Origin of the sequence: Microcoleus sp. F4-D5 (assembly GCF_036704885.1) — a bacterium.
In the GTDB taxonomy this organism is placed as follows: Bacteria; Cyanobacteriota; Cyanobacteriia; order Cyanobacteriales; family Microcoleaceae; genus Microcoleus.
Map to the genome: position 1 here is coordinate 1 of NZ_JAUBSX010000072.1, position 12,934 is coordinate 12,934.

The 12,934-nt window shown below is 44.7% G+C and carries 4 protein-coding genes; all 4 read left to right on the forward strand.

Annotated elements, in window-relative coordinates; translation table 11 throughout:
- Positions 1-431 precede the first annotated feature (431 nt).
- The 4 genes from QUA80_RS25875 to QUA80_RS25890 all read left to right on the forward strand — a co-directional run bounded on the left by QUA80_RS25875 (position 432) and on the right by QUA80_RS25890 (position 12,839).
- Positions 432-1,466: a methyltransferase gene (locus QUA80_RS25875; protein ID WP_333427861.1), complete on the forward strand. Its 1,035-nt coding sequence runs from the start codon at positions 432-434 to the stop codon at positions 1,464-1,466.
- Between the two features lie 146 nt (positions 1,467-1,612).
- Positions 1,613-7,795 carry an amino acid adenylation domain-containing protein gene (locus QUA80_RS25880; protein WP_445302295.1) on the forward strand — a complete coding sequence of 2,061 codons (6,183 nt, stop codon included), beginning with the start codon at positions 1,613-1,615 and terminating at the stop codon, positions 7,793-7,795.
- Positions 7,788-11,648, forward strand: a complete 3,861-nt coding sequence (locus QUA80_RS25885; RefSeq protein ID WP_333427862.1) for a beta-ketoacyl synthase N-terminal-like domain-containing protein — start codon at positions 7,788-7,790, stop codon at positions 11,646-11,648. Before QUA80_RS25880 ends, QUA80_RS25885 begins: the two co-directional genes overlap by 8 nt.
- Before the next feature lie 153 nt (positions 11,649-11,801).
- Entirely contained in the window at positions 11,802-12,839 is a 1,038-nt protein-coding gene (locus tag QUA80_RS25890) for a methyltransferase (protein WP_333427863.1), read from the forward strand.
- Positions 12,840-12,934 lie beyond the last annotated feature (95 nt).

Below are 12,934 nucleotides of genomic sequence, written 5' to 3' on the forward strand. Positions count from 1 at the left end.
ATATGAGGACGCCCAGACATTTTAATATTCTCCTTTACTTTTCAGGTAACTCTAGCATAACTTTAGAAAAATGGTATCATTCGTCGAAACTGTCTAAGGTAGATTAAACTACAAATTTTTGATTGGTAAAAAAGTTTGTAGTAACTCTTGACAACTCTCTGAGTATCGTGTAATTATTCTGAGAATACCCTTTTTTTGAAAGGTGAGAGTGTCAAAAATAAAAATCTGCAAGTTAGCTTAAATACATCAAAGCAACAAAGTTTTATGTGGAGTCTAAAACTTTGACCCATTGCTTTGATTTTTAATGTGTAAGTGCTAAAAGCTGCCAATCTACTAGATACTCTAAAAACACTGGTACTGGTTAATTTACCATTCCATTGCGATCGCACGTTTCCTATAAATCCTTACAGATAACTTTTCCAGAAAACCAGATGGCTTTATATACACAAAATGCCCAACCTGAAGGTGAAAGCTCATCGTCAGCGCTACTAGAAATAATGTATGGGTATAAAAGATCCCAGGCTCTTTTTGTGGCGGCTAAATTAGGAATTGCCGATATTCTGAGTGAGGGCTCTAAGACTGCTGACGAAATTGCCAAAGCTACTGGTGTAAATTCTCGAAGTATTTATCACTTGATGCACCTGCTCGTAAGTATTGGCGTTTTTTCTGCAGAAGATAATGATGAGTTTCGATTAAATTCTATTGGAAAACATCTCCTAACTGGTAGTTCGGATTCTTTACGGAGTACAGTGATAGCGAACGGTGATGAGGTATATCAGGCATGGGGTAATTTACTACACAGCATAAAGACTGGTGAAACAGCATTTGAGTATACTTTCAACACGAATCTGTATAGTTATTTGAAGCATGATTTGGCGGCTGGGGAAATTTTCAATGAATGGATGAAAGAGACGACAAGGGAGTGGTTACATCCGGTTCTTGAAGCTTCGGATTTTTCAGAAGTTAAGACACTTGTGGATGTTGGAGGAGGTATTGGAACTCTAACGACTGTTATTCTGAATGCAAATCCGAAGCTTCAAGCCATTTTGTTCGACCAAGAAGATGTTGTTATAGATGCAGATAAGGTTTTAAAAGTGGCTGGAGTTGAAGATAGGTGCCAAATAGTTGGAGGAAACTTTTTCGATTTTGTTCCTTCAGGTGGCGATCTTTACTTACTATCTCGCGTACTGTTCAATTGGGACGACGATAGTGCTATGAAAATTCTTAATAAATGTTACGAATCTATGACAGCTCAAGGTAAGCTGATGGTTATTGACTGTATTTTTCCGCAAATAAGAGTATCACCATTTATTGGTATGATTAGCTTGAATTTGTTTGTTTTGGGGGGTAATTTTATGCGTACAGAAAATGAATTTTGTAATTTACTTTCATCAGCAGGATTTAGAGTGACTAATACGATAAAAATAAATGGGGCATTTAGTGCGATCGAGGCAAAACGTGCCTAAAACTGGAAACTGGAGTTCCCCAGTCATAAGCTCAAAACTATTGCCTCAAAAGAGTTTGAGTTTTTTTTAGTTGCCACCATATGTGTTCAATCAAGGAATCATTTATTTAGTAAGGGTTCGCAATTTTAAACAGGGAGGATCGAGGAGTGCCAATTACAGACCCGATTGGAAAACAACTACGTGAAGAAGCAAATCAGCTTACGTATTGGAAGCAGCAGTTGGCTGGTCTACCAATACTACAACTGCCGACTGACCGATCGCGATCGCCAATCCAAAGCTTTCGGGGTGCAAGGCAATGTGTCGCGCTACCTCAACCTTTGAGTGAGGCGATAGCTTCATTAAGTCAAAAAGAAGGCGTTACCCTCTACATGACACTCCTGGCAGCCTTCAAAACCTTACTCTATCGCTACACTGGGCAGACCGACATTGTAGTAGGCACTGTCACCGCAGGACGCAACCAGCCAGAGATTCAGCAGCTAATTGGGTGCTTCGTCAACACATTGGTACTGCGTACCGATCTCAAGGACAACCCGACTTTCCAGCAGTTGCTAGAAAGAGTGCGGGAAGTGACTTTGGGAGCATTTGCTCACCAAGATTTGCCTTTTGAGAAGTTGGTAGAAGCACTGCACCCAGAGCGGAATTTAGGTCAAAATCCGCTGTTCCAGGTTGCTTTTGTTCTGCAACCGCCAATGTCAGGCGTTGATTCGATGCTGAATTGGAGCCAGTTGGATATTGATACCGAAACAGCAAAGTTTGATTTAACCTTAGAATTACAGGAGACATCGGAGGGCCTAGTCGGTCGTTTTGAATACAGCACAGATTTGTTTGATGCAGAGACGATCGAGCGGATGGTGGGGCATTTTCAAACTTTACTCGAAGGAATCGTCGCTCATCCAGACCAGAAAATTGCAGAATTGCCTCTGTTAACTGACTTTGAATGGCAACAGTTAGTAGCGTGGAATAATACTAAAACTGATTATCCTAAAGATGCGTGCATACACCAGTTATTTGAGGCTCAAGTAGAGATCGCACCCGATGCCATTGCCCTAATCTTTGAAGACAAGCAACTGACTTATAAAGAGCTCAACGTTCGAGCGAATCAGCTAGCACATTATCTTCAAAATCTCGGTGTGGAGCCAGAAGTTCTGGTAGGCATCTGCGTCGAGCGTTCCTTGGAAACGATTATAGGACTCCTTGGTATCCTCAAAGCTGGAGGAGCTTTTCTGCCGCTAGACCCGGCTTATCCTAAAGAGCGCTTGGCCTTCATGCTAGAAGATTCCCAAGTACCAGTGCTACTGACTCAGAGGCAGTTGCTCGTCGAATCTCTTCCTAAACACCAAGGGCGAGTCGTCTGCCTAGACACGGATTGGCCAGTCATTGAGCGACAGAGTGAGGAAAACCCTGAATGCAGCTTAACACCTAACAACCTAGCCTATGTAATCTATACTTCGGGATCTACAGGCCAGCCCAAGGGTGTCCTAGTAGAGCACTCTAGCATCAGCAACCTGGCTACAGCAGAGATCCGGCTCTTCAACGTGCAACCAGAGAGCCGCGTCCTCCAGTTCGCCTCTTTAAGCTTCGATGTTTCAGTATGGGAAGTGGTCATGACCTTGCTGGCGGGAGCGGCGCTAGTGCTGGCAACGCGGGATTCCCTGCTACCTGGAGCAGGTCTGATTCAGCTATTGCGCGACTTTACAATTACGACTGTAACGCTGCCACCATCCGTGCTAGCGGTACTTCCTGCTGAAGACTTACCAGCATTGCAAACAATAATCGTCACCGGAGAAGCCTGTCCCCCCGACATCGTAGCTAAATGGGCATCAGGACGTCGGTTCTTTAACGCTTATGGGCCGACAGAATCCGCTGTCTCTGCCACGGTCGCCGAATGTAACGATAGCAGCAAGTCTCCACCTATCGGTCGGCCGCTTGCCAATAAACAAATCTATCTTCTGGATGCTCAACTGCAACCTGTTCCTATTGGCCTTCCGGGAGAGTTATATATTGGCGGTGATGGTTTAGCACGGGGCTACCTCAACCGACCCGAACTAACAGCGGAACGCTTTATTCTCAACCCCTTTAGCGACGAACCAGATTCTCGCCTCTACAAAACTGGTGACTTAGTTCGTTACTTGCCTGACGGCAATATCGAGTTTCTCGGTCGCATCGACCACCAAGTGAAAATTCGCGGCTTCCGCATCGAACTGGGAGAGATTGAGGCAGTGTTGAGCCAACACCCGGACGTGCAGGTAGCAGTAGTAGCAGCACAAGAGAATGTGCCTGGACAAAAGCGACTTGTGGCTTATGTTGTTTCCAAAATCACCGCAAAATGCACGTTTAAAAGCGAGGCGATCGCAGAATTTGACGGCGATTATTCAGTCAAACTACACACAGAGAACATATCCATCAATGGCATCAGCGCGATCGGAGTACCAGATACTTGCTCAAAAGGTATGCGCGTCCGTTTGCGCCTCGTGCTACCGGGAGATGCCCAGGAGCGGTGTTTTGAAGGAAGTGTCGCTTGGTGTCAGGGAAACCAGGTTGGATTTGAATTATCTCTCACACCAACTGAAGAGGATCTGATTCAACAGAGTATAGACTACCTCTTGGAAACCCAAGGCTTCTTAAAATTTTTACAACGCACCACTGCTGGAAAGTTGCGTGGTTTCCTGAAGAATAAGCTGCCCGACTATATGGTGCCCTCCAGCTTTGTATTCCCGAAAACGTTACCGCTGACGCCCAACGGCAAAATAGACCGCCAGAAGCTACTAGCCTCTGCCGCTACAATTCCCGCTCTAGAACAAAATTTTGTAGCGCCTCGGACTCCAGTTGAAGAGGCGCTGGTAGGAATCTGGACTGAAGTTTTAGGACTAGAGCAAGTTGGTATCCGCGATAACTTCTTCGAGTTAGGGGGTCACTCTCTGCTGGTCACTCAAATCGTGACCCGAATGCGAGACACTTTCCAGGTGGAATTGTCGTTAACCACTCTGTTTGAGTTTCCCACAGTAGCGGCTCTGGCTGACAGTCTAGAAATCGCAGGTAGAAAAGCTTCAAAACCCCTGACTTCTCCCATTCAACCCGTTTCACGCCACCAGGACTTGCCTTTGTCTTTGACCCAGGAACAACTTTGGTTTCTATGTCAACTGGCTCCCGATACGCCTTTCTATAACGAACCAATTACGATTCGCTTGCCTGGTTCGGTCAACATAGCCGCCCTAGAACGCAGCATTAGCGAAATTATCAGGCGTCACGAAGTTTTGCGAACTACCTTTACTCTTGTAGATGGGCAGCCAGTGATGGTGATTCGAGATGCCCCTAATTTTACTGTGCCAGTTGTGAATCTAGAGGAATTTCCCGAAACAGGGCGGGAGACAGAAGCCTTGCGACTGGCAACTTTGGAAGCGAAGCGGCCTTTTGACCTCAGCCAAGGGCCACTGCTGCGGGCTACTCTCATGCAATTGGGCGAAACCGATTGCAGGTTGTTCCTAACCTTACATCACATCGCGATCGACGGTATTTCTTTGTACGGTGTGTTTCTGAAGGAACTCGCGACACTCTATACCACCTTCTCTTTAGGCTTGCCATCGCCGTTCCCAGAACTACCGATCCAATTCGCGGACTTTGCTCACTGGCAGCGGCAATGGTTACAGGGAGAGGTTCTGGCAAACCGACTTGCCTACTGGAAACAACAGTTGGCCGATCTGCCAACACTGCAACTGCCCAGTGACCGATCGCGATCGCCAATTCAAAGCTTTCGGGGTGCAAGGCAATGTCTAGCGTTACCCCAGAGCCTAACCGAGATGCTTAAGGATCTAAGTCGTAAACAAGGTGTCACTCTGTTCATGACTTTGATGGCAGCGTTCCAGACCTTGCTCTACCGCTATACGGGGCAGAACGACATTCCTGTGGGCACTGTCGCTAACATCCGCAACCGACAAGAGCTAGAGGGGATGATTGGTTACTTCCTCAACACTTTAGTAATCCGTACAGACCTTTCTGGCAACCCCAGTTTTGAGGAGCTGCTTGTCAGGGTACGAGAGGTGACATTAGAAGCTTATACTTACCAAGAATTGCCCTTCCAGAAGCTGGTGGAAGAAATACAGCCAGAACGCAATCTGAGCTATAATCCCCTATTCCAAGTGGCGCTCGTCCTCGCACCCCCACTTGCTGAAATGGATGGGTGGAGAATTAGCCAGTTAGATGTCGATACCGGAACGGCAAAGTTTGACCTTTACCTCGAACTTGATGAGAGATCATCGGGTATCATTGGTCGTCTTGAGTACAATACTGAGCTATTTGATGCCGCAACTATTAATAGGATGTTGGAGCATTTTCAGACTCTACTCAAAGGAATCGTTGCTAATCCAGAGCAGAAAATCTCGGAGTTGCCTCTCTTAAGTGAGTTTGAGCGGCAGCAATTAGCGGCGTGGAATGATACCGAAACCGATTACCCCAAAGATGCGTGCATACACCAGTTGTTTGAAGAGCAGGTAAAGCTCACGCCCGATGCGATCGCATTAATCTTTGAAGAGCAACAACTTACCTATCAAGAGCTTAACCAACGAGCGAATCAGTTAGCGCATCACCTTCGGAATTTGGGTGTGGGTGCAGAGGTACTGGTGGGGATCTGTGTAGAACGTTCCTTGGAGATGGTGGTGGGAATTTTGGGCATTCTCAAAGCTGGTGGAGCTTATGTACCGCTAGACCCGACATATCCTAAAGAGCGTTTGGCTTTCATGCTAGAAGATGCCTCTGTACCAGTTCTGTTGACTCAGGCGCGGTTGATAAAATCTCTTCCCAAACACCAAGCGCGAGTCGTCTGCCTGGACACAGACTGGCAAGTCATTGAGCGACAGAGCGAGGCAAACCCCTCACCTCAAGTGACACCTGACAAATTAGCCTATGTAATCTATACTTCTGGGTCTACAGGAAAGCCCAAAGGAGTTACTGTTCCTCACCGATCTGTAAACCGCTTGGTACTCAATACGAACTACATCAGCTTACAACAAAAAGATATAGTTGCTTTTGCCTCAAACTTTTCATTCGATGCCGCTACATTTGAGATTTGGGGCGCTTTCCTTAACGGGGCGAAACTCGTTGTCATCACCAAAGATGTAGCACTTTCTCCTCATGACTTTGCGGCTCAAATCCACGAGCAAGGTGTCACTGTATTATTCTTAACTACTGCCTTGTTCAATTTGATAGCTAGAGAAATCCCATCGGCTTTTCATTTGGTGCAACACCTTGCAGTTGGAGGAGAAGCTATGGAGCCTAAATGGGTCAAAGAGGTACTCAAGAAGGGTTCACCTCAGCGACTGCTTAACGGTTATGGGCCTACTGAAAATACAACATTTAGCACTTGGTACTTGGTGGAGGACGTTCCAGAAGAAGCTACAACTGTTCCTATCGGTTGTCCCATCTCCAATACACACTGTTTTCTACTAGATGCTCAAAAACAACTTGTCCCTATCGGTGTACCCGGAGAGTTATACCTTGGCGGTGATGGTTTAGCACGGGGCTACCTCAACCGGCCTGAACTCACTGCCGATCGCTTTATCCTCAACCCCTTTAGCCATGAACAAGGTGATCGCCTCTACAAAACTGGCGACTTAGCCCGCTACCTACCTGACGGCAACATCGAATTTTTGGGTCGCATCGATCACCAAGTGAAAATTCGCGGCTTCCGCATCGAATTAGGAGAAATTGAGGCCGTATTGAGCCAACACCCGGATGTGCAGGAGTCCGTCGTTATCAAGCGGGAGGATGCGTCCGGCAATCAGCGCCTAGTAGCTTATATTGTTTCCCACCTCAGACTAGAACACACAGATGTCGGGAGCTTACGCAACTTTCTAAAGCAGAAGCTCCCCGACTATATGGTGCCATCCGGCTTTTTGTTTTTGAATCATTTGCCACTCACACCCAACGGCAAAGTAGATCGTAAGGCACTGCCAGAACCAGATGCTCTTAACCCAGAGTTGGAAACAAATTACGTTGCACCGCAGACGGATATCGAGCAAGCGATCGCTACCGTTTGGCAACAAGTATTACACCTAGAGAAAGTCGGTGTCGATGATAATTTCTTCGATTTAGGCGGTCATTCATTACTGATGGCTCAGGCTCATAGTAAACTGAGAGAAGTGGTGGACAGAGATGTTTCAATGATTGAGATGTTTAAATATCCAACCATCAGCTCTTTGGCCAAATATTTAAGTGACGAGCCAGAGGAAAAATCCTCTGTTGGGCAAAGTCGAGATCGCATCAATAAACAAAAAGACGCAATCAATCGCCAAAAGCAAAAACAGCGCTTGCAAGGAAAGAATAAAAATGGATAACTCTGAAACTTCCGAGTCTATAGAAGGTATCGCTATCATCGGCATGGCAGGTCGCTTTCCAGGTGCTAAAAATGTTGATGAGTTTTGGGATAATCTACGCGATGGTGTGGAATCTATTTCTTTCTTCTCTGAACAAGAACTAGAATCTTTGGGTATTGACGAGTCAGTGGTGCGTGACCCCCGCTATGTAAAAGCCCGAGGTGTACTAGAAGATATTGAGTTGTTTGATGCTTCATTTTTTGGGTTTAATCCTAGAGAAGCTGAAATCACAGATCCACAACACCGCTTTTTCTTGGAGTCGGCTTGGGAAGCTCTAGAAAATGCTGGCTACAACTCGGAAACTTACGAAGGTTCGATTGGGGTTTACGCAGGCGCTGGGAGTTTCAATACTTATTTTTTGAATAACCTTTATCCTAACCATCAGCTTAGAGAATCAGTAGGAGATTTCCAACTTGCGATCGCCAATGAGAAAGATTTCCTAGCAACTCGCGTTGCTTATAAATTAAACTTGAAAGGGCCGAGTGTTACTGTCCAAACCGCCTGTTCTACTTCATTGGTTGCTATTAGCATGGCTTGTCAAAGCTTGCTGAATTACCAATGCGATATGGCTTTGGCCGGTGGCGTTTCTATAGGCGTCAACCAAAAGACAGGATATTTTTATAAAGAGGGAATGATTTTTTCACCCGACGGACACTGTAGAGCCTTTGATGCTAAGGCACAGGGAACTGTTAGCGGTAGCGGTGTGGGAATTGTAGTTTTGAAAAGATTAGAGGAGGCGATCGCAGACGGAGATTATATTCATGGGGTGATTAAAGGTTCTGCGCTCAATAATGATGGTGCTTTCAAAATTGGCTACACAGCTCCCAGTATAGATGGTCAGGCGCAGGCGATCGCAGATGCTCTGGCGATCGCTGAAATTCCCCCTGAAACCGTCAGCTATATAGAAGCTCACGGAACCGGAACACCTCTGGGCGATCCGATCGAAATCGCTGCGCTGACACAAGCTTTCTCAGTTGAAACTAAGCAAAAAGGCTTTTGTGCGATCGGTTCGGCAAAAACCAATATCGGACATTTGGATACTGCTGCTGGTGTCACGGGGTTAATCAAAACTGTTCAGGCTCTCAAACACCAATTAATACCACCTAGCTTGCATTTTGAACAAGCCAATCCCAAAATTGATTTTGCCAACAGTCCCTTTTATGTCAATACTAAACTTTCCGAATGGAAAGCAGGTAAAACGCCCCGCCGTGCTGGAGTTAGTTCCTTTGGCATCGGTGGAACTAATGCTCATGTGGTGCTAGAAGAAGCACCTACTGTAGAAAAATCTGGAGAATCTCGACCCTCACAACTGTTGGTTTTATCTGCAAAAACTCGCTCCGCACTTGATTGTGCAACGGTAAATTTGAGGGAATATTTAAAGCAACATCCAGATGACAATCTTGCTGATGTTGCTTACACGCTTCAAGTTGGTAGAAGAGATTTCAGCCATAGACGCATAGTAGTTTGTAATGACATTGAAGAGGGTATTACTGCCACCGACACTCTCGATACCAAAAAAGTTTTTACCAGCTTCCAAGAGTCCAAAGATCGACCTGTCGTATTTATGTTTTCCGGACAGGGTTCGCAGTACATCAATATGAGCTTGGAACTCTACCAAGTTGAACCAACATTTCGCGAACAGATCGATCTATGTTCGGAAATTCTTACACCTCACTTGGGAATCGATCTGCGCGACGTACTTTATCCCAGTGAAGCACAAGCAGAAGCAGCTACAAACCAACTAAAACAGACCGCGATTACACAGCCAGCACTGTTTGCGATCGAGTACGCTTTAGCTAAATTGTGGATGTCTTGGGGAGTCCATCCTAAAGCGATGATTGGTCATAGCATTGGTGAATATGTAGCAGCTTGTTTGGCTGGTGTTTTCTCCTTGAAAGAAGGCTTATCCTTGGTAGCTGCACGAGGTAAATTAATGCAACAACTGCCGAGTGGTTCCATGCTTGCAGTTCCACTACCAGAACAGCAAATACAACCATTTTTGGGCGAGCAACTTGATTTAGCTGTGATTAACGGAGCATCTATGAGCGTGGTTTCAGGTGCTACTGATGCAGTAGATGAATTGGCACAAAAACTGCTCGCACAAGGTGTAGAGTGTCGCCGGTTGCACACTTCTCATGCTTTCCATTCACAGATGATGGAGCCAATTTTAGAACCATTCACCGAACAGATTAAAAAAGTTAAGCTGAACTCGCCTAAAATTCCCTACGTTTCCAATGTCACTGGTAATTGGATTACAGCGACAGAGGCGACAAATCCGAGTTATTATGCTCAACATCTGCGGCAAACAGTACGCTTTGCAGATGGGTTGCAACAGCTATTGAAAGACCAAAATCAAATATTGCTAGAAGTGGGGCCTGGACGGACGTTGAACACGCTAGCAAAACAGCATCCTAATAAGGGGGCTGAGCAAATTGTACTTTCTTCATTGCGCCATCCACAAGACCAAAATTCAGATGTAGCTTTCTTACTTACTACATTGGGTAAACTCTGGTTAGGAGGAGTACAAATAGATTGGTCTAATTTTTATGCTGATCAGCAGCGTTATCGTCTCCCACTGCCAACATATCCGTTTGAGCGCCAACGTTACTGGATTGAAGCACCGGGAATTGAGCAACCGATTAAAATTGCATCTTTACCAGATGAAAGTTACTCAAAATTAGATTCAACACTACTTCATTCTAGACCAAATTTACACAGTACCTATGTTGCTCCTAGAGATGAAATTGAGCAAACTATTGCTAGTATCTGGCAAATTTTTCTCGGTATCGAGCAAATAGGAATTAATGATGACTTTTTTGATTTAGGAGGAGACTCATTATTAGCAGTTCAACTAATTACTAAATTAAACGAAACATTGCACAAATTCTTGTCTCCCCATAGCCTATTGCAATCATCTACTATTGCAGCTTTGGCTGCATTAATTAAAGACAATTCTGAGTTGTCCGCTCATCCTGACCAGGCACTCAATCCAGCTTCTGAATCTTTGTTAGTAGAAATTCAGCCTGGTAGTTTTAAGCAACCTTTGTTCTTAGTTCATCCGGTAGGTGGTCACGTTTACATTTATCGGGATTTAGCGCGTTATCTAGGTTCATATCAGCCTGTTTTTGGAATACAAGCGCACGTATCAGATGGGGAAACTGAGTCCTTTACTAAAGTTGAGGAAATGGCTGCTCGCTATATTGAAGCAGTGCGAGTTAAACAACCAGAAGGCCCCTATTTTTTGGGTGGTTCTTCCTTTGGAGGCACTGTTGCTTTTGAGATGGCACAGCAACTCAATGCCCAAGGTGAAAAGATAGCGCTGCTAACTTTAATAGATACTCCTGGGCCCGGTCAAATGCCTGTTTTAGAAACGGAAGATGACACCGCTATTTTGGTATATTTGCTAGGTGTTGGGTTCAATCTATCTCTTTCTATGGATGTCCTTCAAAAACTTGAGCCAGATGACCAACTTGTCTACTTTTTAGAGCAAGTAAAAATTGCTAATAGGGTAGTGCCTCCCGATTTTGGTTTACCTCAGATTCGCCAGTTTCTTCATCTGTTTAAAGTACACGCCCAAGCGATGCGAAATTATATACCCCAAAATTATCCTGGTCGAATCATCTTTTTCCGTGCTAACGAACAAAATGAAGTTAACCCTAAAAATCCAGAATGGCCCTGGATGCAAGTTGCGGCGGTCGGTGTAGAGGTAAGAGAAGTGCCGGGAAATCATATCACTATGAATTATCCCCCTCATGTTCAGGTTATGGCTGAACAACTTAGAGTATACCTTGATGAGGCAAGGCAGCTAATTTAGATGATAGAGGTACTTTGTGGCGCTTGGGCGCACTTTTGACCTAACAGTTTTTTTGTTGAGTCAGTGTTGCTAAATGTGGAGACGACAGTAATCTCTATATTTCTGGATACTGCCTCTTTAATTCTTAAATAGATAACTTTCAAAGGAATTCCCATGACTTTATACGCAGATAATACCCAATCCGAAGGTGAAAGCTCATCCTCAGTGCTACTAGAAATGATGTATGGATATCAAAAATCTCAGGCACTTTTTGTGGCAGCTAAACTGGGAATTGCAGATATTTTGAGTAAAGGCTCTAAGACTGCTGATGAACTTGCAAAAGCTACTGGTGTAAATTCTAGGAGTATTTATCACTTGATGCGTATGCTGAGCAGCGTCGGTGTGTTTTCTACAGAAGATAATGACAAATTTCAATTAAATCCTATCGGTAAACACTTGTTGACTGGTACTTCTGATTCTTTACGGGGTACAGTTATGGCGATGGGTGATGAGATATATCAGGCGTGGGGCAATTTACTATACGGTATAAAGACGGGAAAAACTGCATTTAATCATACTTTTAATAGGGATTTTTATAGTTATTTAAAGCAAGATTCGGAGGCGAGTGTAAATTTTAATGAGTGGATGAAGGAGACGACAAGAGAGTGGCTGCTTCCGGTTCTTGAAGCTTATGATTTTTCAGAAGTTAAGACACTTGTGGATGTGGGAGGGGGCATTGGAACTCTAACGGCTGTTATTTTGAATGCGAATCCTAAGATGCAAGCTATTTTGTTCGATCGCGAAGATGTTGTTGTTGGTGCAGATCGGGTTTTGGAAGGGGCGGGAGTTGCCGATAGGTGTCAAATAGTTGGAGGAAATTTTTTTGATTCGGTTCTCCCTCAGGGCGGCGATCTTTACTTAATTTCTCGCGTCCTCCTTAATTGGGATGATTCGGATGCTATTAAAATTCTTAGTAACTGTTATCAAGCTATGACTGTTAAAGATAAGCTAGTGGTTGTTGATTTTATGTTGCCTCAAGGTAAAATGTCGCCCTTTATTGGTTTGGGGAGTCTAAATTTGTTCGTTCTGGGCGGTACTTTTATGCGTACAGAGGATGAATTTTATAATTTACTTTCATCGGCGGGATTTACTGTAACTAATACGATCAAAACAACGGGACCAGTAAGTGCGATCGAGGCGAAACCTGCTTGACATTACCAGGTCTAAACGGAACTTCTCCCCAAAGGGGGTCGTTCCGACCGAGAGCGTACAAGCTAAGTAATTGGACAGAATTAATTACACACTGA

Bases quoted from the DNA above. Each gene is read 5' to 3' on its own strand.
- QUA80_RS25890 (WP_333427863.1), top strand. From the start codon at position 11,802: ATGACTTTATACGCAGATAATACCCAATCCGAAGGTGAAAGCTCATCC.
- QUA80_RS25875 (WP_333427861.1), top strand. From the start codon at position 432: ATGGCTTTATATACACAAAATGCCCAACCTGAAGGTGAAAGCTCATCG.
- QUA80_RS25885 (WP_333427862.1), top strand. From the start codon at position 7,788: ATGGATAACTCTGAAACTTCCGAGTCTATAGAAGGTATCGCTATCATC.